Below are 24961 nucleotides of genomic sequence, written 5' to 3'. Positions count from 1 at the left end.
GAAAGAGTGATTAAAGTGGTTTCAAATACTGCACGAGAATTATCAAAGGAGCAAGAGACGACACCGGTTCAACAGGTGCGCACGGTCAGTGTGACCAAGGTAGCTTGGTCGCCTTTTGAACGTTTGTTAATGCTTGTTGGCAGTATTGTGACCCTTTTTTTAGTCATAACCTTATTATCGACGAAGGTGACAACAAATAGTCGGCAACACCACCTGCAAGACCTGCAGAATCAAATTACCCGTGTAAAAAATTCTAATACCAGTACTCATCAGGAGATCGCCGAGCTGACTAGTCAGTCCCATCTCAAGGCCGCGGCACACAAGTATGGCCTGTCTGATAAAATTTCAAACGTAAGGAACGTTAATAAATAATGAGTAAGATGCCACGACGAACGAAAAATAAGCTGAATAATAAAAATCGCGGAACATTCGGTAAATGGCTGTTCATGATTACGGTTGCGTTATTCGTCTTGTTTATCGTTCGTTTTGCATATATTGCGATTAATAAAGATGTTCAGCATGTCAACCTGCAATCGAAAGCTGAGCAAATATATACCCAGCGTCAGGTGATTCAGGCTAAGCGGGGGACAATATATGATGCCCAGGGAAACCAGCTGGCAAGTGATACCAGTAAGTACACTCTCTACGCCGTGGTTGACCGGAATCAGCGTTCGAACACGGGTAAGCCGCTCTACGTAACGAATAAGAAGAAGACCGCCAAGATTTTGGCACGCTACATTGACCTTACGCCTGCCAAGATTGAGAAGATCTTGACGACTAACCACCAGACCTATCAGGTCGAGTTTGGAGCAGCCGGTAGCCACCTATCTGTAGCGACGATGCAGAAGATCAAGAGTCATCACTTGCCGGGGATCAACTTTGTGGCGACCCCGGCCCGACAATATCCGGAGGGTGAGTTTGCCTCCCAATTGATTGGGATGGCCAATCCTAAGACCGACCCTAAGACCCCGGGGGGAACAACCTTGGTGGGACAGCTCGGTCTGGAGGGTTACTTTAATAAGCAATTGACGGGGATTAATGGAATCCGTCAAGATAAGCAGGACGTTTACGGTTACCAGCTAGCGAACTCCAAGTCAAAGACAAAGAAAGCTGTCAACGGTGATAATGTTCAGACTACCCTAGATCCGCAAACCCAACACTTCTTGGAAAACAAGGTCAACAAGGTTTATGAACACTCACGGGCTAATGCAATGACGGCTGTCGTGATGGAGGCCAAGACAGGTAAGATTATCGCGGCTACCCAGCGACCGACGCTGCGTTCCAAGAAGAATCCAGTTTGGCGCAATATGCTGGTCCAGGATGCCTATGAACCTGGATCGACGATGAAAGTCCTAGCCCTCAGTGCGGCTATTGATTCTGGGCACTTTGATCCCAATGGCACCTTTAACTCTGGTACCTGGGCGATGGGGGGTGGCAAGATTACCGACTGGTCGTCTGGTGGCTGGGGTGTGATTACCTACAAGGATGCCTTTGACTTATCCAGTAACGTCGGCTTTGCCCACCTGGAACAGGATATGGGAGCCGATACTTGGTACAAGTACATTAAACGCTTTGGCTTGCTGAAACGGGTCAACGTGGTTGGAATGGGTAATGAGGTTACAGGCTTTACCCAGTTCAAGGGGATCTTGGAGCAGGCTAATACCGCCTTTGGCCAGGGGATCACAGTAAATGTAATGCAGATGATGCAGGCGTTTACGGCGGTTGCCAACCATGGTGAAATGATGCGGCCATTCTTCGTTTCCAAGGTGACTGACAGCTCTGGCAAAGTTGTCAAGCGAGTCAAGCCAACGGTGGTCGGGCACCCGATCAAAGCTCAGACTGCCCATAAGGTACTTAAGCTGATGCAAGGGGTCGTTTATGACCAAAAGGGTCTCGGTCATGCTTACCAGATTAAGGGTTATCGGATCGCCGCTAAGACCGGGACGGCTCAGATTGGTGGGGCCAACGGCTATAGCAACGGTGATACTAACTACCTTTACTCAATGGTGGGGATGGCGCCAGCCAAGAATCCCCAATACATCATTTATATCACCCTGCGGCAGCCGCAGAACATTAATCCGCAGCCAGCTGATCAGATTGCCGAGGTCTTCAACCCGACGATGAAAATGTTGCTTAATCGGCGGCGTGCCACCAAGAACGCTGCTCATAGCATGGTTACTGTACCATCAGTGATTGGCCACAGCGGGCATGCAGCCAGCGATGAATTGAGTGGTCGTCACTTGCAACCGGTGCTGGTCGGCAGTGGCAAGAAGGTTAAACAGCAGTCGCTTACACCCGGGCAACAGGTACTAGCCAATCAGCGGATCATTCTGTACACTGGTGGTCATGCTAAGATGCCAGACTTGACGGGCTGGAGTGCTGCCGATGTTAACGAACTTGCTCAGTTGCTACACTTACAGCTCAGCGAACAGGGTGACGGTTATGTAGACGCCCAGAGCATCAAGGCCAATACGGTCATCAACAATAACCAAACCCTGGTTGTTAAATATAAATCTAAGAACTAATTGGAGGACACTATGAATTTATTGACAGCTATTCTAACGGTAATTAGTGCATTTGCGATTACCTTCTTCCTGATGCCATCACTAATCCGCTATTTCCGGGCTAAAAAGGAGGGCCAACAGATTCGCAAGGAGGGACCTACCTGGCACGCCAAGAAGGCTGGAACTCCGACAATGGGAGGATTGCTTTTCATTGTTTCAGCGGTCGTTACCATTCTCTGGGTTGCAGCCTGGCGGGGGTTAATCACCAACACCCTCTGGGCCTTGCTCTTCATCCTGGTTGTCTATGGCTTGATCGGGATGTGGGATGACAGCATTAAAATCTTCCACCATCAGAATGAAGGTTTTAAAGCATGGCAGAAAGCTCTTTGTCAGGTCATTGCGGCAATGATTTTCACGGTGATCTATCAGAACGAAGGTTTCCAGATGGGCTTTGGGACCAGTCAAATTGGTTGGTGGTATGGCCTATTCATCATCTTCTGGATTGTCGGATTCTCCAATGCGGTTAATCTGACCGATGGCCTTGATGGTCTGGTCAGCGGTCTGTCCATTATTTCATTTATTGCCTACCTAATCGTTGCCCTGGTTAACCTCAATCAACCAGGCTATCCTGAGATTGCGCTGTTCTGTCTGGCTATGATTGGGACGCTAGTTGGCTTTTTCCCATATAACCATAAGCCAGCTAAGATTTTCATGGGTGACATGGGGTCGCTGGCTATTGGTGCTTCACTAGCGGCGGTTTCCCTACTGCTGCACCATGAATGGTCCCTGTTGATCGTGGGGATTGTCTACGTCTGTGAAACAGCCAGTGTCATGTTGCAAGTGGCATCGTTTAAGCTAACTGGGAAACGGATCTTCAAGATGAGTCCAATTCATCATCACTTTGAGTTATGTGGCTGGAGCGAATGGAAGATCGACATCGTCTTCTGGCTCGTCGGTTTGATTGGTGCTCTCATTGCCGTAAGTTGGATTTTGATTGCAGGTTAATAATTACAGATTGAGAGAAGGAAATATCCTATGAAGAAGATTAGTAAGTATCAAGGCAAGAAGGTTCTAGTAATGGGCTTTGGGATCAGTGGTATTAATGCGGCCCACCTGCTTGTCAAGCTGGGGGCCATGGTAACGGCTAACGACATGAAGACGCCTAAAGACCCACAGGTAGTTGCCGGTCTGGAGAGCGATGGCATCAAGGTCATTACCGGTTCCAATCCGCTTAGCTTAGCCGATGAGGGTTTTGACATTGTTGTTAAGAATCCAGGCATCCCGTACGATAACCCACTGGTTGCCAAGTTCGTTGAGCAGCAGACGCCGATTATCACCGAGGCCGAACTCGGTTGGGAGATTTTCGACGGGCACCTGGTCAGCGTTACCGGTAGTAACGGGAAGACGACCACAACAACTCTGACCCAGTTGATGCTGGCTAAAAGTTCTAGTCACAATGTCAAATATGCGGGCAATATTGGGGTATCCTTTAGCAAAGTTGCCGAGGGGTTAGGTCCTGATGACACCTTGGTCACCGAACTCTCCAGCTTCCAACTGCTTGGGTGTCCAACCATTCACCCACACATTGCTATCATCACCAACATCTTCTCCAATCATTTGGACTATCATAAGACCCGGGAGAATTACATTAACGCCAAACTCAACATTACCCGTAACCAGACCAGAGATGACTTCTTGATCATGAATTGGGACCGTGATGAATGGCAGTCAATTGCTCAGCGTTCCCAAGCGACAATTGTTCCCTTCTCACGGCTCAACAAGAGTCATGCGGGTGCCTACGAGGAAGACGGTATGATTTGCTGGCGCGGTGAACAAATCATGAAGGCCAGCGACATTCGCCTGATCGGGCCTCAAAATGTCGAGAATGCCCTGGCTGCCATCGCTGCCGCTAAGCTTAGCGGAGTAGCAAATGAGGATATTATCAGTGTTCTGACGACCTTTGGCGGAGTCCGGCACCGTCTTCAGTATGTCACGGAATACCAGGATCGGCTGTTCTATAATGACTCCAAGTCGACTGATATCGAGGCTACCGAGGTTGCCCTGCAGGGATTTGACCGGCCGGTGATCCTCTTGGCTGGCGGCTTGGATCGAGGATATACCTTTGAACGCCTGGTTCCGTACTTCAAGAAGCATGTTAAGGCGATCATTGTCTTCGGGCAGTGCAAGGATAAAATGAAGGATGCCGCTGAACAGGCCGGTATTCCAACAATTCTCGAGAGTGAGAACGCCGTCACGGCAGTACCAGAAGCCTGGAAGATCAGTGCTCCTGGCGACGTAATCTTGCTATCGCCAGCCAACGCCAGCTGGGATCAGTTTCCAAGTTTTGAGGTACGTGGTGACCGGTTCATCGAAGCAGTTGAAAAGTTAACGAATCAAAAGGAGAAGTAAAAATGCGGTTACTTGTATCTGGCGGGGGCACCGGTGGTCATATCTATCCGGCACTGGCCCTAATTGAACGGTTGAAACAGGTTGAACCTGATACGGAGGTTCTTTACGTCGGGACCACCCGGGGCTTAGAGAACAAGATCGTCCCCGATGCGGGTATCAAGCTGGAAACTATGCATATGCAAGGTTTCAAGCGGTCCCTATCCCTGGATAACTTCAAGACTATCTATCTATTCCTGCATTCGGTTCACCATGCTAAGAAGATTATTCGGGACTTTAAACCTGATGTGGTATTAGGCACGGGTGGCTACGTCAGTGGAGCTGTTCTATATGCGGCGGCTAAACATCATGTTCCGACGGTCATTCATGAGCAGAACAGTGTGGTCGGGGTTACCAACAAGTTTCTCAGTCGTTATGTTGATCAGATTGCGATTGCCTTTGAAGCGGCTCGTGACCAATTCCCGGCTGCTAAGGTGACGATGGTCGGGAACCCACGGGCCCAACAGGTTGCGGCCCAGGCCGACAGTGACTTTTCCTGGACTAGTTATGGGCTTAAGGATGACGTAGCGACTTTGATGATCTTTGGCGGCAGTCAGGGGGCACCAAAGATCAACCAGGCAGTTATCGATGCAATTCCCGAGTTTAATAAACGTGATTACCAGGTGCTCTTTGCGACCGGTCAGAAGCGCTATGATCATGTCAAGGAGCAGTTGAAGGACATTAAGATCGGTGCCAATGTTAAAGTGGTACCGTACATCAAAGATATGCCGGCCAAGATGCCCCGGGTAGCGGCCTTAGTTTCTCGGGCAGGGGCCACGACAATTGCTGAGGTGACCGCACTGGGGGTACCGACTATCCTGATTCCAAGTCCGTACGTCACGGCTAACCACCAGGTAAAGAATGCTCAGGCCTTGGTCAAGAACAATGCGGCGGTCATGATTACCGAAGACAAGCTGGATGCCAAGACGCTCCTGCTGCAGGCGGACCGGATCATGGAAAATGATGACCTGCGGGCTAACATGTCGGCAGCGTCTAAGAAGGTGGGCCGGCCCGATGCGGCGGACCGGCTGATTAAAGTCCTACATAAGGCGATTGATGAACATTAAGTAAGAAGTAAGGAGGACGGCTGAAGATGACAAGGGATCACTATGTCTCTGAACACCAGCGCTATGCCAAACGGTTGGCAGAACTGGAAGAGCGAAGCCGTCGTGCCCATCAGCGGCGTCAGCGGCCAGTCAAGAAGCACATTGGCAAACGACTACCGCGACTGCGCCACCACCACTACCGTAAGAATGGTGAACGGGTATTTAAGCTGGTCCTGCTATTCGGCCTTGTTCTCCTACTGATGGTTTACATCATTTCGCCATTAAGCAAGCTTTCGTCCGTAAAGGTGGTTGGTAATAGGGAACTGACGGCCGCAAACGTTGAGGACGCGGTAAAGGTTTATCCGGGGCGCTTTATCTGGGGTGTCTACCTGACCCGGGATAAGCTCTGTCAGCAGGCTCGAGTGCGTCAGCCCCGCATTACCAGTGCCAAGGTCAAGGTGACCGGGCTGCGGAGTATGACGGTCACGGTTCGGGAGAATCCATTGCTTGGGACCGCCCGGCTCGGCAAACAGGAATATGCGGTTTTAGCTGATGGCCGTCTGCAGGTGACTACAATGGACAGCACCGGAATCGACTACCGTCAATTTGATGGCCATCGTGCTGATCTTCAGCTAATTGCCCGTCAGGTGGGCAAGCTGAAGCCAGCAATCCGCACCGGGATCTCAGCAATTGTTTATCAGCCAACCAAGCAGATGCCAAACCGAATTATCCTGTACATGCGTGATGGGAACACGGTTCTTGCTGATAAGAATACGGTAGGCAAGAAAATGGCTTATTATCCTGGGATTGTGGCAAATATGAAGCAAAACGGGGTTGTTGACTTGCAGGTTGGAGCCTTTTCATATGATTATGGTGCTAAAGATAAGTGACAAATTTTGAAAAAGCTTGCATCAATCCATTTGAGAGTAAGTTTAACTGTGGTAAAATCTTTATTAGATCAATATTAAATTACGAAAAAAATAATTTAGTATAATAGTTTTAGGAGGGTTCCGACCAGATGAATAATTCAGAAGTTTATGTTGGATTAGATATTGGAACCACCTCGATCAAGGCAATGGTCTGTGAAAATGTAAAGGGACAGCTGAAGGTTATCAGCGTTGGTGTTGTACCTTCAGCCGGTTTAAATCGTGGTGTGATTGTTGATATCGATAAAACCGCTCGTGCAATTTCCCAAGCTGTTAAGAAGGCCGAGGCAAAGTCCAATATCGATATTAAGAATGTTATCGTGGGGTTACCAGCTAATTATTTGCATATGCAACGGGTCCACGGCTCAATTACGATTGCTTCACAGGGCCAGTCACATGAGATTACCGATCGCGATGTGATTGATGTAGCCAAGGAGACACTGACCCAGAGCATTTCGCCGGAGTTAGCCGTTCTTGACCTAATTCCAACCGAGTTTACAGTGGACGGATTCGACGCAATTAAGGATCCTCGGGGAATGGTTGGCGTTCGCCTTGAAATGAAAGGGACTTTGTACACCGGACCTAAAACTATTATTCACAATACGAAAAAGGCTGTACAGCAGGCAGGTTACGGTATTCGCGACTTTGTGATCGCACCGATTGCTACCGGATTCACCCTTCTTAACGATGGTGAGCAGGACTTTGGGACTGTAGTAATTGACCTTGGCGGTGGCCAGACGACAACTAGCATTATTCATGATCACCAGCTCAAGTACACTTTCGTTGATCCCGAGGGTGGTCAGTATGTTACCCGGGACATCTCAACGGTGCTTAACACTTCCCTGCGTAATGCTGAACGGCTGAAGCTCGATCATGGATATGCAATGGCCTCCTTGACTAAGGCTGATGCCCAGGTGGATGTCCCAGTAGTTGGCGAGAATACCCCCCAGCAATTCTCCGAGGAGTATTTAGCAGAAATTATTGAGGCGCGGGTTCGCCAGATCTTCCAGCGGAGTGTTCAGCGCTTGCATGCCATTCATGCACCTCGGCTGCCCGGCGGAGTAGTTCTGGTGGGTGGCGGCGCTTCGCTGCCTGGCATCAGCCAGTTGGCTCAACAGTACTTCAAGGAGCGCATTAATGTCTACCAGCCTGAGCAGATGGGAGTTCGCTATCCGCGCTACTCATTGGCCCTGGCACTGACTATGTACGAGAGTCAGTTGACAGATGTTGACCGTTTAATCAAGCAGACCCTGCAGCAGGCGGACCTGATCACTAGACCTCATGAGTCGCTGAATACGCCACGCCCAGCACAGGAGAGTAGGGGGCAGTGGACTACTACACCTACTCAGTCAACTACAGATGAACAGTCGACAGAAAAGAAGCCGACACGCACCAAGAAGAATAAGAGCCACTCGATTGGCAACCGCTTTAAGAGTATGTTTAATAACTTATTCGATTAATATTCACGGAGGAACAGCTGTATGGACAACAACGAAACAAACGCAATGGAAAATGAATTTGCCGGTGCACGAATTAAGGTAATTGGTGTCGGTGGCGGTGGCGGAAATGCCGTCAACCGGATGATCAGTGAAAAGGTTCAGGGAGTTGACTTCATCGTGGCCAACACTGACCTGCAGGCCTTGAATGCTTCTCAGGCCCCTACCAAGATCCAATTGGGCCCTAAGCTGACTAAGGGACTGGGTGCTGGCTCCAACCCAGAAGTGGGTGACAAGGCTGCCCAGGAAAGTGAAGAACAGATCCAAAAAGCCTTAGAGGGTGCCGACATGGTCTTCATCACCGCCGGAATGGGTGGTGGAACCGGTACAGGTGCAGCACCGGTTATTGCCAAGATCGCTAAGGATAGCGGTGCTCTAACGGTGGGGGTAGTTACCCGGCCATTCTCTTTTGAAGGACCACGTCGTTCAAAGTTTGCTACGGAAGGACTTGAAAAATTCAAGTCCAACGTGGATACGCTGATCATTGTGGCTAATAACCGCCTACTTGAAATGATTGATAAGAAGACGCCGATGATGGAAGCCTTTAAGGAGGCTGACAATGTCCTGCGTCAAGGTGTTCAGGGAATCTCTGATTTGATTGTGACACCAGGGTACATCAATCTGGACTTTGCTGATATCAAGACCCTGATGTCTAACCAGGGAGCAGCCTTGATGGGTGTTGGTAACTCTACTGGTGAAAATCGGGCCACTGAGGCCACTAAGAAGGCTATTTCTTCACCATTGCTGGAGGTTTCCATCAACGGTGCCCAGCACGTCTTAATGGATATTACTGGGGGCAAAGATCTGTCCATGTTTGAGGCTCAAGAGGCATCTGATGTTATTCGGCAGGCTGCCGGGACAGATGTTGATATTGCCTTTGGGATGTCTCTCAATGAAAAGATGGGTGACGAGGTTCGGGTAACCGTGATTGCCACGGGAATTGACAAGAAGAAGGCGGCTACCCCGGCTCAACCACAAGTAAATACGGCGGGGAGTGCGGCTCCACAGAGTGCTGCCCAGTCACAACCGACGACGGCGGCCAAGGAGAAGGATCCGTTTGACAATTGGAGTGATCCGACGGCAGGCAACTCCACCGTACAACCGGATTCAGCAGCGGGTAGCGATTTTACACACGTTGATAAGCCAGAATTCAATGTATTTAATGATGATACTGCCAGCTCTGATGATAGTGATGACGACAACCTGTCGACCCCACCTTTCTTTAAGAACCGGCGCAAATAAGAATTAACGGGGGCGATTTAATTGCACCCGTTTTAGTATCTTCTGTGTATTAAGGAGGGAATTAGTATGGCACTTTTTAAGAGCCTGTTTGGTGATGATGATGTTGCCCAGGACGAATATTACGATGATGAAACCCCATCTCAGCAGTCTGGTCGGCACAATAATGTCGTTTCGATTCATCAGGCCAAGCAGGAAAAACGACTTAGTCAGATTTCTCTGTACGAACCCCGGCTGTACGCTGATGTTCGCCAGATCGCAACCCAGTTGCTTGACGGCCGGGCGGTGATCGTCAACTTCATGCAGATGGATAATGATAACGCCAAGCGAGTGGTTGACTTCCTAAACGGAGCTACCTTTGCTATTGATGGTGGCATCAAGCGGATCGGCAAGGAGATTTTCCTATGTACACCAAAGAACTATGAGGTTTCCGGTAGCCTATCTGACATGAAGATGGATAGCGGCAATCTGCCAAATTAAGGAGCAAATCGATGTTAGGATACATATTTTGGTGCCTAAACTGGCTAATTAACGCCTATATCTTGGTGATTGTGGTCTGGTGCCTTTTGTCGTGGTTTCCGATTTCTCGGGGTACCCGGCTGGGTGAGATTATTGATCGCCTGGTTGAGCCTTACATGCACTGGTTTGATTTCATTCCACCGCTGGGCGGTATCAGCTTTTCTCCGGTGGTGGCCATTATCGTCTTGTACCTGGTGCAAGACGGGCTGGCCTTCCTGGCGCATTTGATTTAGCGGGTAATGATAACCATGGATAGTGAGAGTATTAAACAGCACTTTCGCCCAGAAGAGGCCCCACTGATCGACCAGATCAATGACTGGGTAGCTACCGCAGCTGGGCAGTACCGCCCCGTCTTGACTGCTTTCTTAAATCCACGGCAGCGCTACATTGCCCAGACAATTGCCAACCGGACGGATGAGGTCAAGGTAGCCAGTGAAGGCGGCTGGACAGGAGCAGAAATGCAACGACTGCTATTTTATCCAGCCTACTATCAACCAACGGTAGATGACTTTGACTTACAGCTGCTGACGATTGATTACCCGACTAAGTTTGCCACACTTCATCATCGGCAGATTATGGGAACCCTGCTTGGAGAGGGCCTCACGAGGGAGTCGTTCGGTGATATCATCACAGATGGCCAGCGTTGGCAAGTGGTAGTAACCGAGGCGATGGCGCAGTTTCTGCGTCAGGAGGTCCACCATGTTGGCCGGGTGAAGGTGAAGTGGCTGGCTAGTGAGTTAACGGCGGCACTGACCCCAGTTGAGGATTGGGAGCAAGTGACCACCACCGTTTCATCACTACGCCTTGACAATGTTGTAGCAGCTAGCTTTAACTATTCTCGTAATCGTGCCAAACAGCTGATTGAGCACGGACTGGTTCGTCTGAATTGGGAGGTAATGGCCCGGCCAGATTATCCGATCGTTGCCCATGACCTCCTGTCGGTGCGCCATGCGGGTCGGGTGCGGATCGATGTGATTGGTGGCAAGACCAGGAAGCAAAAGGAACGAATAAGGATGTCCGTTGTCCGGGCATGAATTTAATTGGAGGGAATAACATGGGGTTAACAATTGATCAAATTAACAATCAAGATTTTTCGACTAAGATGCGGGGATACAATCAGGATGAGGTGAAGGCCTTCATTCAAGAAGTCTCTCAGACAGTTCAGGAACTAACCGAAAAGAATAATGCTCTTCAGGAAGCCATCAAGGCCGATGAGGAGAAACTGAAGTATTTCACGGAGCTTAAGGATTCATTGAACAAGTCGATCCTGGTTGCCCAAGAAGCCGCGGATAAGGTCAAAACAAATGCTAAACGTGAGGCGGACATTATGATCCGTGAGGCCCAAAAGCAGGCTACTGATATTGTTTCTGAAGCCAACGAAAAGTCCAACCAGGTTATCGAGACGAGTGCGGAAGACACCCGGAAACTGACCACGGAGACTAACGACCTCAAGAAGCAGACCCGGATCTTCCGGCAACGGCTTCAGGTGATGCTGGAATCTCAGCTTGAGGTTGTCAAGAGTGACGAGTGGGATAAGTTGTTGGCCACTGACAATACCGATAAGTACGATGAAATCCAAAAGATCTTGGGAGCATCGCTTGACAAGCATTCTGACGACAGTGTAGAATCATCAACAACTAGTTCAGACACGCAGCCGGTAGCTGGTGATCAGCCAGCCGTTGAGCCGACAGATGCTGGTAGTGAATCATCAGCAGTTGATAGCCAGGCCAGCGATGCGGGGCAGACAGTCGTTGTCTTCCCGGATGACGACAGCGATGCTGATAAGTAGCTCGTGTTTGAATCACAGGCGCTTTAATAAAACGTTGAAGAGAATTGCAATCGTAATTGTTGAATTTAGCGAGCCAATGAGTGGTGTGAGATTGGTATTTGACAGCGATTGCTGATCATCTCTGAGCAACGGGGTGAATGTATTAGCCTCGTTCGGTTCATTACCGTTACCCAATGATTTGAGGAGGTCATATCTGACCTTGAATCTGGGTGGTACCACGTTTAGCTTCGTCCCAATCGGGATGAGGCTTTTTTTATTAAGGCGACCAATTTGCATAACAGAAAGGGGTAATTGCGATGCGTGTGAAAGACACACTAAACATCGGCCGGACCAAGTTCCCAATGCGCGGGAAGCTACCGGTTACCGAAGCCCAACGTGAACAACTTTGGGAAGAGAATAAAGTTTATCAATTGCGGCAAAAATTGAATGAGGGCAAGCCGTCATTTGTTCTTCATGATGGGCCCCCATACGCTAACGGAAACATTCACATTGGTCACGCCATGAACAAGATCTCTAAGGACTTCATTGTTCGTTATAAGTCAATGACCGGCTACCGGGCTCCATACGTTCCTGGCTGGGATACCCACGGCCTGCCGATCGAACACCAACTGACTAAGTCCGGGTACGACCGTAAGAAGATGTCTACCTCAGAATTCCGGGATCTTTGTCGTAAGTATGCCCTGGAGCAGGTTGACAAGCAGCGGACCGACTTCAAACGTCTGGGTGTCAGTGGGGAATGGGATCATCCATATCTGACGCTGGACAAGGAATTTGAAGCGGCTCAGATTCGGGTCTTTGGCGAATTTGCCAAGAAGGGGTTGCTCTACCAGGCCAAGAAGCCGGTTTACTGGTCATGGTCATCGGAGTCTGCCCTGGCCGAGGCTGAGGTTGAATACCACGACGTTGTAGCAAAGACGGCTTTCTTCGTCGAACAGGTAAAGGACGGCAAGGACCGCCTCGACAGTAACACCTACCTGGTAGTCTGGACGACGACTCCGTGGACGGTACCCGCATCTGAAGCCGTAGCCGTTAACCCGAAGTTTGATTACTCCGTTGTTAAACCAGCTGGTGATGACCGCAAGTACGTTGTTGGTACGGAGTTGCTGGGCAACCTAGCGGAAAAGCTGGGCTGGGACGATTATGAGGTGGTTGACCATCTTTCCGGCGCTGATATGGAAGGGATGACTACCCAGCACCCATACCTCGACCGGGAACTGCTGGTCGGTAATGCCGACTACGTTACCGCCGACACCGGGACCGGCTTGGTACACACCGCACCAGGCTACGGTGACGATGACTACAACTTTGGTAAGAAGTACGACTTGCCGATCTTTGCGCCAATCAATGACCAGGGGGTCTTGACCAAGGAGAATGGGGCCGACTTTGACGGGGTCTTCTACCAGAAGGCTGACGATATCTCCCTGCAAAAGCTGGAAGACAACCATGCCCTTTTGCTGGAAGAACCGCTTAAGCACTCCTACCCATTTGACTGGCGGACCAAGAAGCCGATCATCTTCCGGGCTACCGACCAGTGGTTTGTTTCTATCGAGAAGATGCGTCAGGATATCTTGGATGCTCTGGAAAATGTTGAGTACCACCCGGCATGGGGGAAAGTTCGTCTGCGCAACATGATCAAGGACCGTGGTGATTGGGTTATCTCCCGGCAGCGGGTCTGGGGTGTACCGCTGCCAATCTTCTATGCTGAGGATGGCACGCCAATTATGGAAGAAGCAACGATCAACCACGTTGCTGATCTGTTTGCTAAGTATGGTTCCAACGTCTGGTTTGACCGGGACGCTAAGGACCTTCTGCCAGAGGGCTACACCAATGAGCACTCACCACACGGAAAATTCACCAAGGAGACCGACATCATGGATGTCTGGTTCGACTCTGGTTCCTCCCATCAGGGTGTCTTAGCTGAGCGGGACTACCTGACCTACCCGGCTGATATGTACCTGGAAGGTTCTGACCAGTACCGCGGCTGGTTCAATTCCAGCTTGATTACCAGTGTGGTCTGCTCCGGTCATGCGCCATACAAGAGCATCATCTCCCAAGGATTTACCCTGGATAAGAAGGGCAAGAAGATGAGTAAGTCGATGGGAAACGTCATCGATCCTAACAAGGTGGTCAAGCAGATGGGTGCCGAAATTATCCGTCTCTGGGTAATGTCCGCCGACACCTCGGCTGACGTTCGGGTTTCTATGGGAACCTTCCAACAGATTTCCGAGGCCTACCGGAAGCTACGGAACACCTTCCGTTTCCTGCTGGCCAACACTGCTGACTTCAAGCCTGCTGAGAACACAGTTTCCTATGAAAAGCTGACGGCTGTTGACCAGTACATGCTGGTTAAACTGAACCATTTCCTCAAGCAGATGCGGGATGATTTCGACCAGTACGACTTCTTGGATGCCTACAAGCTCTTGATCAACTTTGTCAACAATGACTTGTCCGCCTTCTACATGAACGTGGCTAAGGACGTTCTTTATATTGAACCTGCTGATTCCCATGTTCGGCGGTCGATGCAGACGGTCTTTTACCAGATCCTGCTGACGCTGGTTAAGCTGCTGACGCCAATCCTGCCACACACCACGGAAGAGGTCTGGGGCTATATGGATGAACCGGAAGATTTTGTCCAACTGACTGAAATCCCGGATGTTGAGTCCTTCGCCAACGAAGGGGATCTCCTGGATAAGTGGCACGACTTCATGGAAGTTCGTTCCCATGTCCTGAAGAGTCTGGAAGAGGCCCGCAATGCTAAGATGATTGGGAAGTCCCTGGAGGCCCAAGCTGATCTCTACCTGAACGATCAACAGGCGGCCTTGTTGGATAGCTTGGACGCTAATGTTCAACTCCTGCTTGGGGTTTCCGACCTTCACGTTCACCCATTGGATGAGGCACCAGCCGATGCTGATAAGTTCAATGATGGGGTGGCAGTCAAGGTTAGTCCGGCTGTTGGTGAGACCTGTGCCCGCTGCCGGATGGTCAAGGAAGACGTTGGCAGTGACAGCGCATACCCAACTCTCTGTGCACGGTGTGCTAAGATCGTGCGGGATAATTTCCCTGAAACGGTTGATGAAGGTCTAGAAAAGTAAAGAAACATGTAAAATTCAGCCGCTGATTGCCGATTCATGACAATTATTTATGAGCGGTGTAAAATACCAAGTGACTGTGTCGCTTGGTATTTTTAGTTTGATAAAATTAGTAGGTGAAAAAATGCTTGAAGGCAAAGTAAAAAGTTTTGATGAGCAGAAGGGGTGGGGATTCATCATGGTTCCCCACGAGGGCGAGATTTTCGTCCATTACAGCGGCATTGAGGGGACTCACCGTCGGGTCCTGCACCCGGGTCAGCGGGTTTCTATGGTAATTGTCCAGGGCAAGAAGGGCCCCCAGGCTGCTCACGTTCGAATCTTAGCCAAGGAGGGATTTTAGTGGATTTTGAAGAGCAACCAATCGAGAGTAAGACGGTTTTTCACGGTCATCTGATTGACGTCGAGGTTCAGCAGGTCAAGACCCCTCAGGGAAATGTGGCCCAGCGGGAGATTGTCCACCATGCACCAGCCATCGCAATCCTAGCGTTGACGAGTGATAACAAGATGATCCTGGAGAAGCAGTGGCGCGCGCCAATCGCTAAGACCACCCTGGAGATTCCGGCCGGCAAACTGGATGACCGTGACGCAGATAACGCGGTTCATGCCGCCAAGCGGGAGCTGAATGAGGAGACCCGCTACCAGGCTACAGAACTAGAGAAAATCTCGTCTTTCTACACCTCGGTGGGGTGTATGGATGAGTATATGACTCTCTACCTAGCCCGGGGCCTGGAGCGGGTTGACCACGAGCTGCCCCAGGATCAAGATGAACAACTGGCCCTGCAGACGGTCAGCTTGGACCAGGCTCTGGCAATGATCGATCGTGGTGAGATTGAGGACGCCAAGACGATTATGGCTATCTACTACTGGCGGGGAATGAAGAATTATGAATAATCAACCGACCAGCCCACAAGATGATCGGGCTGCAGACGAACCTTTCCTGTCCCGTCGGCAGTACCGTCAGCAGCAGGCAGCTCAGTCCCAGCAGCGTCCTGCACAATCGGCCGAAGACACGACTACGCCGCCAGAGATGCGTCGACGTGCTTTTGCGGATGAACGGGCGGACCAGGACCGAGAGGAAAGGGTTCGTCGTCTGAAACGCCGCTTGAATATTGTCATTGCGGCTCTTGTTGCAGCGATTATTGTGGTGTATTTGATCCTCTTTTATGTTGGATAAGGAGAAGTGAAAATGAAATTTGGAATTATTTGTGCAATGCCAGAAGAAATTAAGGAATTAACCGCCCAGCTCTCTGACAAGCAGGTGGAGACGATCGGTGGTAAGGACTATCTCCAAGGTAAGATCAGCAACCAGCAGGTCGTTCTGGTAGAATCCGGGATTGGCAAGGTTGAGGCAGGGATCACTACAGAGCACTTGATCACTGACTTTAACGTCGATGTAGTGATTAATTCTGGTTCTGCCGGTGGAATTGGCCAGGGTTTGCATGTTGGGGATGTGGTTATCTCCAGTGAGACGGCCTACCATGATGTCGATGCCCGGGCTTTCGACTATGTTTACGGCCAGCTGCCGGGTAAGCAGCCCCGCTTCAAAGCTTCCGAGAAGTGGGGGAAGGCTTTGGAGAAGGCTGGTGAACAGACAGGGTTGAATATCAAGCGGGGCCTGATCGTCTCCGGGGACCAATTTATTGCCAGTCAAGACGCTATCGACCAGATTCTTCATTACTTCCCCGAGGCCCTGTCGAGTGAGATGGAAGGGGCCGCAGTTGGCCAGGTAGCTACTGATCATGACGTACCGTACGTTGTGGTGCGGGCAATGTCTGACACCGGGAACGAAGATGCCGGTGTCAGTTTCGACGAGTTTATCATCGAGGCCGGTAAACAGTCCGCCAACATGCTTCTACAGCTATTTGACGACCTGAATAAGTAATTGAAAGGATGAATTGTAGTGAGTGAGGTTTACTTAGATAACGCGGCCACCACCCCGATGGCCCCGGAGGTAATTGCCACGATGACCAAGGAGATGGAAGACTCCTGGGGGAACGCCTCAACTGGCTATTCCTACGGACGCCATGCTAAGCTAGTGATGGAGAATAGTCGTCACCTGATTGCCCAGAGCATCAACGCTGATGATAATGAAATCATCTTCACCAGTGGAGGGACTGAGAGTGATAACACTGCCATTATTCAGACGGCCCTGACTCGTCAACAGCTCGGCAAACACATTATCACCACGGCGATTGAGCACGAGGCGGTCTTAAAGCCGTTGCACTATTTGGAGCAGCGTGGTTTTGATGTCACCTACCTGCCGGTGGATGAGAACGGTGAGATTTCATTAGATGATTTCAAATCCGCCCTACGTGACGATACCATCCTGGTTACCATCATGACCGGAAATAATGAGGTCGGTAGTCGGATGCCGATTCACGAGATCGGGGAAATCTTGAAGGACCATCAGGCCTGGTTTCATACCGATGCCGTCCAGGCGTATGGCTTGTTGCCAATCGATGTTAAGCGTGATCATATTGACCTGCTATCGACTTCGGCCCACAAGCTCAACGGGCCTAAGATGATCGGCTTCCTCTACCGACGTGATGGGATTAGTTTTCCGAGCTTCATCAAGGGCGGTGACCAAGAGACTAAGCGTCGGGCCGGTACCGAAAACGTTCCTGCCATTGCAGCTTTTGCCAAGGCAGTCGAGCTTGATTCGCCGGCTGAGAAGCAGCAGCGTCAGGAGCGCTACTACCACTTTAAAGAGAAGATTGTTCAGGGCCTGCGTGATAACCATATCGATTTTGCGGTCAACGGCAAGATCGATCCAAATGGCCTGAACCACGTTCTTAATATCTGGTTCAAGGGAATCTCAACTTATGTTATGCAGACCGACCTTGACCTGGCCGGGATTGCCGTTTCTGGAGGGTCGGCATGTACGGCCGGCAGCATTGAGCCGTCTCACGTCCTGACAGCAATGTACGGGCCAGACAGTCCGCGGATCAGCCAGTCTATTCGGATTAGTTTTGGGGCGATGAACACCGATGAAGACATCGATAAACTGATCGCTGCCGTCGTCAAGATTGTGGCTAAGCTCAAGCAGGTTAAGAAAGTGGAGGAAGATTAATGCAGTTTACCAAGAGTGTTCAAATACCAGGTGATGCCGATACTTACTCCATCAGCACTGATATCAAGAAGTATGCCCTCCTGGACTTGGGCTTCGAGCAGACGCGGCGGGGAAACTTCGAGTACAAGGGAAGCCTTGACACTGATAACCCCTTCAATCCGGTGGCTCGATTGCGAATCCTGATTGCTGCCGACCTGACTGGCTTTAAGATGGAGACCCTCTCTGGTAACGGGATGCGGAAGGTCAATATCTTCACCCATCCCCGGGCAGCCGAATTCGTTGAGCAGTATCATTACATCCTAAACGAGATGCTTGATCGCCACATCCTAGTGAAGGATTAAATCTGTGCAGGGCCGGGGATCATTTGGTACAATGGTTCGTACTGGATGCATGCGACCTTCAATCGTAGATTATTCCAGAATCTATTTGAAATGATGGTGATGTAAAAAATGACTGATCACAGTCACACACGTGTTGTTGTTGGAATGAGCGGGGGAGTTGACTCCTCTGTAACTGCCTTGCTCTTGAAACGGCAGGGATATGACGTTGTTGGGGTTTTCATGAAGAACTGGGACGACACCGACGAGAACGGGGTTTGTACCGCCACCGAGGACTACAAGGATGTGGCCAAGGTAGCTGCTAAGATTGGAATCCCTTATTACTCGGTTAACTTCGAGAAGGAGTACTGGGACCGGGTCTTTAAATACTTTATCGCTGAGTATAAGAAGGGGCGGACACCGAACCCGGATGTCATCTGTAACAAGGAAATTAAGTTCAAGGCTTTCATTGATTATGCCAACCAGCTGGGGGCTGATTATGTGGCTACTGGACACTACGCAGACCTTAAGCGGGACGAAGGCGGCCGGATGCACTTGATGCGGGCTGCCGACCAGCACAAGGACCAGACCTACTTTTTGAGCCAGCTGGACTACCACCAGCTGGATAAGGTCATGTTTCCACTTGCCCACTACACTAAGCCGCAGATCCGGCAGATTGCCTCAGAAGCTGGTTTGGCCACGGCAGACAAGAAGGATTCCGTTGGTATCTGCTTTATTGGTGAGGACGGTCACTTCCGAGAATTTCTCAGTCAGTACATCCCCGCTCAGCCTGGGAATATGGAGACCGTCGACGGCAAGGTAGTCGGTCAGCACATGGGGTTGATGTACTACACGATTGGTCAGCGGCGTGGCCTGGGCCTTGGTGGCAACAAGGAGAGCAACGAGCCTTGGTTCGTGGTTGGCAAGGATATCGCTAAGAACGTCCTTTACGTTGGCCAGGGCTACCACAACCCGCACCTCTACGCCACCCACCTGGAAGCTAGTGACATTCACTGGGTTGACGACGTGATCAGCCGTTATGGTCGTGATTTCCATTGTACTGCTAAGTTCCGCTACCGTCAGAAGGACGTTGGCGTGACAACGCATATCTCTGAAGATGGTCGCCAGGTCACAGTTGAGTTCGATGATCCAGCTCGTGCCATCACACCAGGTCAAGCAGTGGTCTTTTACGATGGTGACGAGTGTCTTGGTAGTGCTATTATTGACCGGGCCTATAACAAGGATCGACAATTACAATACGTTTAGGCAAGAAGATGAAGTCAGTTTCGACTGGCTTCATTTATTTTTTTAAGTCAGAATGAACAAGCGGCCGTTTTTTTGGTAAAATATAAATTAAAAAGGTCTGCGATAAGTAATGACAAAAGTTTATTTAATTCGTCATGGTAAAACTGAATGGAATCTGCAATCCCGCTATCAGGGTGCCCACGGTGACTCGCCACTCTTGACTAGTAGCTATCATGAGATTGCTCAGCTTGCCAAGTCTTTGGAGGAGGTGCCAATTGCACACGTCTACGCCAGTCCTCTGAAGCGGGCGCGGGTAACAGCCCAGAAGCTGATCGACCATCTTGACCGGCCGATCCCATTGACAATTGACAGCCGTCTTCGCGAATTCAACCTGGGGAAAATGGAGGGAATGCACTTTGCTGACGTGGCAGCCAAGTGGCCGGAAGCCCTTCATAACTTCCGTCACCATCCCGACAAGTACGACGCCCAGCTGGTTGAGAGTGAGAGCTTCGAGGAGGTTATTAACCGAGTTGGTACCGCCATCAAGGAGTTCTGCCGGTACAATCCCGGTAAGAACATCGTAGTTGTCTCCCACGGGGCGGCCCTCAATGCTACTATCAACGCGTTGGTGGGGACGCCAATGGCCCATTTAAAGGACCGGGGTGGGTTAAGCAATACTTCAACTACGATCTTGGAAACTGACGATGCTGAGCACTTTGTACTTAACCAGTGGAACGATACTTCATACTTGCACAAGACTAAGGTTGACCCGACGGACATAATATAAAGGGGGTAATACAATGGCAGAAAAAGATTTTCGTGAAGAAAAGAAAAAGGAAACGGAAAAGCTGGTACATAAACTGATTCAGGCAATTGATGAGCATCCCGATAAGGTCAACAACTACTATGATTTGGGATCCCTTTTAACTCGGTTAAACGACTACACCCAAGCCGAGGAATTATATATGAAGGCACTAGGAATTTTCGAGGCTAAGAACGATCGGGATGCCCAGGACCTGCTGAATTATGGACTGGGGAACCTCTACTACGAGGTCGGAAAGGTTAACCGGGCTATCGAACTCTATAACAAGATTGAAGATGATAAGCTCAAGGCGGATTCCTATCTGATGCTGGCCCAGAGTTATATGAAGAAGGGACAGCACAAGCAGGCGGTTGCATATGGTCTGACCGCCCACGAATTGCGTCGTGAGGACCCGGCGATCAACCAGGTGATCGGGGATTCCCTCTTGGCCCTCGGCGAGTTTACCAAGGCCAAGGAATACTATGATGCGATCCTTAAGCGACATCCGGGTCGGGCTGACACCCAGTTTAACCGCGGAATCGTCGCTATGGTCTTCAATGAGCCCTACAAGGACTACCTTGCCCAGGCCAAGCAGTTAGACCCTAACTACTACCAGAAGAGTGAACAGCGCTTAGCCGACATCGAGAAGACCCTGCGAAAGACTCAGGGTAAAAATAATTAATACCGTTTAGAAAGGATGACTTCAATGGCTGTTGAAATGGATTTATTTAAGACGCCGACGGAGCCGTCTTTTTTTATTGGCCAGGTTCAGTCGGAGATATTCACCAGTCCGGACTCTTTTTACAAAGTACTGATTGTTTCGGTAGAGGAAGCCAATTTTGATTGGAATGAAACTGAGATTACCGTCACTGGGAGCTTTGGTGATCTCAGCGATGATCAGACCTACCGTTTTGAGGGGCAACTGGTCGATCATCCGCGCTATGGCCGCCAGTTTCAGGCTCAGTCCTACCACGTCAACCAACCGTCCAGCCGGGAGGGGCTGATTGACTTCCTATCTGGTAAGCAATTCAGCGGGGTAGGTAAGAAGACGGCCGAAAAGATCGTCGACATCCTGGGCACAGACGCTATTGCCAAGATCAACCGCGACCCCCACGTGCTGGATGACATTCCGCTCCGTCATGGAGTCAAGCAATCGATTGTCGAGAATCTCCAGGCTAGCCAAGGAATGGATCAGATCATCATTGGCTTGAATGATCTGGGTTTTGGTAGCAACCTAAGCAGCACAATCTTTGATAAGTACGGTGACGAGACCCTCCACGTGATTCGGGAGAATCCTTACAAGCTTGCCCAGGATATCGACGGAATAAGTTTTAAGCGGGCTGACCAGGTGGCGGCACAGCTTAAGATTGCTCCTGAGGACCCGCGACGGATCACGGCAGCGATCTTTCAGAGCCTCGATGATCTAACGATGACTACCGGTGATACTTATACCAGTACTCCACCTCTTCTTGCTCAGGCCGTCCGCCTGCTTAATGAGAATGGGGCAGGGCAGGTTGCGGTGAATGCCATCTCAGATCAGATCGTTGCCCTGGAAAAAAAGGACGCCATTAATTATGAGGACCAGCGAATTTATCCGGCGTCTCTCTATAAGGCGGAATGGCAGATTGCTGATCACTTGCATCGGCTGATGAATGCTCCAGAAGAGAAAATCGATCAGGCAACAGTTGCTCAGACCGTCCGCAAGGTTAGTATTCAGACTGGGATCAAGTACGACTCAGTCCAAGAGGAAGCGATCAAGATGGCTCTCAACCACAAGGTAATGCTGTTGACCGGGGGCCCAGGGACTGGAAAGACCACGATTATTAAGGGAATTGTGGCGGCTTATGCTCGTCTTCATCAGATTTCCTTGGATCTGGATGAGTACAAGGATAATGCCTTTCCAGTCCTGCTAGCTGCTCCAACTGGTCGGGCGGCCAAGCGGATGAGTGAAGCTACTGACCTGCCGGCTAGTACCATTCACCGAATGCTGGGGTTGAATGGCCGGGAGGTACCAACCGATATGAACGCCCGGGATATCAAGGGGTCCCTGCTAATCATCGACGAGATGTCAATGGTTGACACGCTCCTTTTCAAGACCCTTGTTCAGGCGATCCCAACTTCAATGCATGTTGTACTAGTCGGCGATAAGGACCAGTTGCCTTCGGTCAGTCCTGGTCAGGTTTTTCATGACTTACTCAGCTTCTCGGAGATCCCCCGGGTGGAATTGACTAATATCCATCGGCAAGCGGCCGACTCAACCATCATCCCACTGGCCCATGCTATCAAGGAAGGACACCTGCCAGCTGATCTGACGAACCGCTTGCCGGACCGTTCTTTTATTAAGTGCCACGCTCCACAGGTACCAAGCATTATCAACCAGATTATCAACTTATCAGCTAAGCGGGGTTACACTGCCGCTGATGTGCAGATTCTGGCACCAATGTATCGCGGTCAGGCGGGGATTGATAACCTCAACCAACTGGCGCAGCAGGCCTACAATCCACCGGCCAAGGGTAAACAAGAAGTTGAATTCCGTGGGCAGACCTTTCGGGTCGGAGATAAGGTTCTTCAGCTGGTCAATAGTCCAGAGAATAATGTTTTTAACGGTGATATCGGGCAGATCACAGCTGTAGAGACTGGTGCCAAGAAGGGCGGCAAACGAACCGATACGATCACGATTGACTTTGATGGTAACGAGGTCAACTATGGTCGTCAGGAATGGACTCAGATCCGTTTGGCCTATTGCATCTCAATTCACAAGGCCCAGGGGAGCCAGTTCAAGATGGTTCTCCTGCCCCTGGTTCATCAATTCAGCCGGATGCTCCAGCGAAACTTGGTCTACACGGCGGTGACTCGGGCAGCTGAGAAGCTGGTCTTGATTGGTGAACCGGCTGCTTTAGTAATGGCCACTCAACACACCGGTGAGAATCGGCAGACATCCTTACCTCAGCGCCTGGCGACGGTCTGGCAACGTCATGACCATCTGAAGTCACCGTTGGACAAGTCTAATGTTAATGAACGATCCCGGGAATCGTCGGCAACCCCACAGACTAGTTCTTCTCAAGCCGTGCCGCTGTCTAATGCCTCAAAGGAGCCGGAATCCAACGACCAGTCAACCGTATTGACGGCAGCGATGGTTGCAAACCAGGAAGTTGATCCCATGATTGGAATGGCGGGACTCACCCCCTATAACTGCTAGTAACGTAAATTTTGCTTGAACAACCATTCATTTGTTGCGATAATGAAGGTGGATTTTTGCATTGACTTAAAAGGAGCACAGAAACATGACGCAGATTAAAAACGCTGAGAATGTCCGCCTGTTTGCCTTAAACTCAAACCGGCCGCTGGCAGAAAACATTGCCCACCGGATTGGCTTGCCGCTGAGCAAGGCCTCCATCAGCCACTTCGCTGACGGGGAGATTAAGATCACGATTGATGAAAGTGTCCGGGGCTGTGAAGGTCTATGTGATTCAGTCCGTTTCAGTCCGTTTCAGACCCGGTCAATACTAACCTGATGGAACTCTTGATCATGGTCGACGCTTTACGTCGGGCTAGTGCGGCGAAGATCAATGTGGTAATGCCATACTACGGTTATGCCCGTCAGGATCGTAAGGCCCGGAGTCGGGAACCAATCACCGCTAAGTTGATTGCCAACCTCCTGGAAATGGACCAGATCGACCGGCTAGTCACCATTGATCTTCATGCTGCCCAGGTTCAAGGTTTCTTCGACATCCCAGTGGATCACCTTCAGGCCACCAGCCTGTTTGCCAGCTACTGTGAACAGCACGGCTTGACTGGCGATGACATCGTTGTTGTTTCTCCTGATCATGCTGGGGTCAGTCTGGCCCGGAAGTTTGCTGAACACATTAAGGCTCCAATTGCCATTGTTGACAACCGCGCGGATGAGGTACGGGAACGGACTAGTCAGGAGGTCCCTGAATACGTCATCGGGGATGTTAAGGATCGGACGGCAGTGGTCGTTGACGATATCGTTGATACCGGTATCCGGATGAAGCTGTCCGCTGCTGCTTTGCAGAAGTTCGGTGCTAAACGGATCTTCGGGATTGCTACTCATGCAGTCCTCTCTGGAGATGCCGCCAATACCCTGGAAAATTCCGACCTGGAGAAGATGATCGTCACGGACACGATCCAGTTGCCAGAAGAGAAGTGCTTTGACAAATTGGTCCGGCTATCGGTAGCTGACCTGTTGGCCGAGGCGATGGTCCGTATTCACAATCACCAATCCATCGACACTCTGTTTAATCGCAAATAATAACATTAACTAGAAAAGCCCCGTCACGTGGCACTAGCGCCTGTCAAGTATACAGTTCAAATAGAAAAATAGTTTATGCGGCTTGAGCGCGGAATTTTTCCGCGGTCAAGCCGTTTTTGGATGTATAAGCTCGTTGAGTGTTGAAATATTTAATAGCTTCCTTTACTGATTGTTCTAATTCCGTCAATGTTTTAGGCCGCG

At 50.3% G+C, this 24961-nt stretch carries 24 protein-coding genes and 1 pseudogene; 24 read left to right on the top strand and 1 reads right to left on the bottom strand.

Going from position 1 to position 24961, the window contains the following annotated elements:
- Nucleotides 1-15: 15 nt before the first annotated feature.
- From CK797_RS08205 to CK797_RS08090, 24 genes and pseudogenes are all read left to right on the top strand, one after another.
- On the top strand, nucleotides 16-372 hold the full coding sequence (locus tag CK797_RS08205; protein WP_104689277.1) for a cell division protein FtsL: 357 nt from the start codon (nucleotides 16-18) through the stop codon (nucleotides 370-372).
- Nucleotides 372-2525 (top strand): penicillin-binding transpeptidase domain-containing protein, encoded by a 2154-nt coding sequence (locus CK797_RS08200; RefSeq protein ID WP_104689276.1) that lies wholly within the window; start codon nucleotides 372-374, stop codon nucleotides 2523-2525. The genes CK797_RS08205 and CK797_RS08200 overlap by 1 nt, the downstream gene beginning before the upstream one ends.
- A 12-nt stretch (nucleotides 2526-2537) precedes the next feature.
- Nucleotides 2538-3509, top strand: coding sequence for a phospho-N-acetylmuramoyl-pentapeptide-transferase (gene mraY, locus CK797_RS08195; RefSeq protein ID WP_104689275.1), 972 nt, complete (start codon nucleotides 2538-2540; stop codon nucleotides 3507-3509).
- Between the two features lie 30 nt (nucleotides 3510-3539).
- Complete coding sequence (gene murD, locus CK797_RS08190; protein ID WP_104689274.1) at nucleotides 3540-4913, top strand: UDP-N-acetylmuramoyl-L-alanine--D-glutamate ligase; 1374 nt, start codon at nucleotides 3540-3542, stop codon at nucleotides 4911-4913.
- A 2-nt stretch (nucleotides 4914-4915) separates the two neighbouring features.
- Entirely contained in the window at nucleotides 4916-6016 is a 1101-nt protein-coding gene (gene murG, locus CK797_RS08185; RefSeq protein ID WP_104689273.1) for an undecaprenyldiphospho-muramoylpentapeptide beta-N-acetylglucosaminyltransferase, read from the top strand.
- 26 nt (nucleotides 6017-6042) lie between these two features.
- On the top strand, nucleotides 6043-6885 hold the full coding sequence (locus CK797_RS08180) for a cell division protein FtsQ/DivIB (protein ID WP_104689272.1): 843 nt from the start codon (nucleotides 6043-6045) through the stop codon (nucleotides 6883-6885).
- 128 nt (nucleotides 6886-7013) lie between these two features.
- Complete coding sequence (gene ftsA / locus CK797_RS08175; protein ID WP_104689271.1) at nucleotides 7014-8381, top strand: cell division protein FtsA; 1368 nt, start codon at nucleotides 7014-7016, stop codon at nucleotides 8379-8381.
- 21 nt (nucleotides 8382-8402) lie between these two features.
- Nucleotides 8403-9659 carry a cell division protein FtsZ gene (ftsZ, locus tag CK797_RS08170; RefSeq protein WP_104689270.1) on the top strand — a complete coding sequence of 419 codons (1257 nt, stop codon included), beginning with the start codon at nucleotides 8403-8405 and terminating at the stop codon, nucleotides 9657-9659.
- Nucleotides 9660-9719: 60 nt separating this feature from the next.
- Entirely contained in the window at nucleotides 9720-10136 is a 417-nt protein-coding gene (locus tag CK797_RS08165; RefSeq protein ID WP_412458031.1) for a cell division protein SepF, read from the top strand.
- An 11-nt stretch (nucleotides 10137-10147) separates the two neighbouring features.
- Entirely contained in the window at nucleotides 10148-10408 is a 261-nt protein-coding gene (locus CK797_RS08160) for a YggT family protein (RefSeq protein ID WP_104689268.1), read from the top strand.
- Nucleotides 10409-10423: 15 nt separating this feature from the next.
- Entirely contained in the window at nucleotides 10424-11209 is a 786-nt protein-coding gene (locus CK797_RS08155) for an RNA-binding protein (protein WP_104689267.1), read from the top strand.
- 20 nt (nucleotides 11210-11229) lie between these two features.
- Nucleotides 11230-11964 carry a DivIVA domain-containing protein gene (locus tag CK797_RS08150; protein ID WP_104689266.1) on the top strand — a complete coding sequence of 245 codons (735 nt, stop codon included), beginning with the start codon at nucleotides 11230-11232 and terminating at the stop codon, nucleotides 11962-11964.
- Nucleotides 11965-12260: 296 nt separating this feature from the next.
- Entirely contained in the window at nucleotides 12261-15056 is a 2796-nt protein-coding gene (ileS, locus tag CK797_RS08145) for an isoleucine--tRNA ligase (protein WP_104689265.1), read from the top strand.
- Between the two features lie 121 nt (nucleotides 15057-15177).
- Nucleotides 15178-15393, top strand: a complete 216-nt coding sequence (locus CK797_RS08140) for a cold-shock protein (RefSeq protein WP_104689264.1) — start codon at nucleotides 15178-15180, stop codon at nucleotides 15391-15393.
- On the top strand, nucleotides 15393-15944 hold the full coding sequence (locus CK797_RS08135) for an NUDIX hydrolase (RefSeq protein WP_104689263.1): 552 nt from the start codon (nucleotides 15393-15395) through the stop codon (nucleotides 15942-15944). Before CK797_RS08140 ends, CK797_RS08135 begins: the two co-directional genes overlap by 1 nt.
- Nucleotides 15937-16227: a hypothetical protein gene (locus CK797_RS08130; protein ID WP_104689262.1), complete on the top strand. Its 291-nt coding sequence runs from the start codon at nucleotides 15937-15939 to the stop codon at nucleotides 16225-16227. Before CK797_RS08135 ends, CK797_RS08130 begins: the two co-directional genes overlap by 8 nt.
- Nucleotides 16228-16239: 12 nt before the next feature.
- Nucleotides 16240-16935: a 5'-methylthioadenosine/adenosylhomocysteine nucleosidase gene (locus tag CK797_RS08125; RefSeq protein ID WP_104689261.1), complete on the top strand. Its 696-nt coding sequence runs from the start codon at nucleotides 16240-16242 to the stop codon at nucleotides 16933-16935.
- An 18-nt stretch (nucleotides 16936-16953) separates the two neighbouring features.
- Entirely contained in the window at nucleotides 16954-18123 is a 1170-nt protein-coding gene (locus CK797_RS08120) for a cysteine desulfurase family protein (RefSeq protein ID WP_104689260.1), read from the top strand.
- Nucleotides 18123-18464 carry a DUF1831 domain-containing protein gene (locus CK797_RS08115; RefSeq protein WP_104689259.1) on the top strand — a complete coding sequence of 114 codons (342 nt, stop codon included), beginning with the start codon at nucleotides 18123-18125 and terminating at the stop codon, nucleotides 18462-18464. Before CK797_RS08120 ends, CK797_RS08115 begins: the two co-directional genes overlap by 1 nt.
- A gap of 108 nt (nucleotides 18465-18572) precedes the next feature.
- Complete coding sequence (gene mnmA / locus CK797_RS08110; protein WP_104689258.1) at nucleotides 18573-19706, top strand: tRNA 2-thiouridine(34) synthase MnmA; 1134 nt, start codon at nucleotides 18573-18575, stop codon at nucleotides 19704-19706.
- A 109-nt stretch (nucleotides 19707-19815) separates the two neighbouring features.
- Nucleotides 19816-20472, top strand: coding sequence for a histidine phosphatase family protein (locus CK797_RS08105; RefSeq protein ID WP_104689257.1), 657 nt, complete (start codon nucleotides 19816-19818; stop codon nucleotides 20470-20472).
- 13 nt (nucleotides 20473-20485) lie between these two features.
- A complete protein-coding gene (locus CK797_RS08100; RefSeq protein WP_104689256.1) occupies nucleotides 20486-21169 on the top strand; it encodes a tetratricopeptide repeat protein in 684 nt (227 codons plus the stop codon).
- A gap of 24 nt (nucleotides 21170-21193) precedes the next feature.
- A complete protein-coding gene (locus CK797_RS08095) occupies nucleotides 21194-23686 on the top strand; it encodes an ATP-dependent RecD-like DNA helicase (RefSeq protein ID WP_104689255.1) in 2493 nt (830 codons plus the stop codon).
- Between the two features lie 85 nt (nucleotides 23687-23771).
- Nucleotides 23772-24760: pseudogene (locus CK797_RS08090) on the top strand (ribose-phosphate diphosphokinase).
- Between the two features lie 73 nt (nucleotides 24761-24833).
- Here CK797_RS08090 and CK797_RS08085 read toward each other — a convergent pair.
- The gene (locus CK797_RS08085; protein WP_225365041.1) at nucleotides 24834-24947 is read right to left on the bottom strand and encodes an IS3 family transposase; all 114 of its coding nucleotides are present in this window, start codon (nucleotides 24945-24947) and stop codon (nucleotides 24834-24836) included.
- Nucleotides 24948-24961: the final 14 nt, after the last annotated feature.

Source organism: Limosilactobacillus pontis, from assembly GCF_002940945.1.
Classification (GTDB): Bacteria; Bacillota; Bacilli; order Lactobacillales; family Lactobacillaceae; genus Limosilactobacillus; species Limosilactobacillus pontis_A.
The sequence above is the reverse complement of the archived record's forward strand: the minus strand, read 5'-3'. Positions and strand labels throughout refer to the sequence as shown.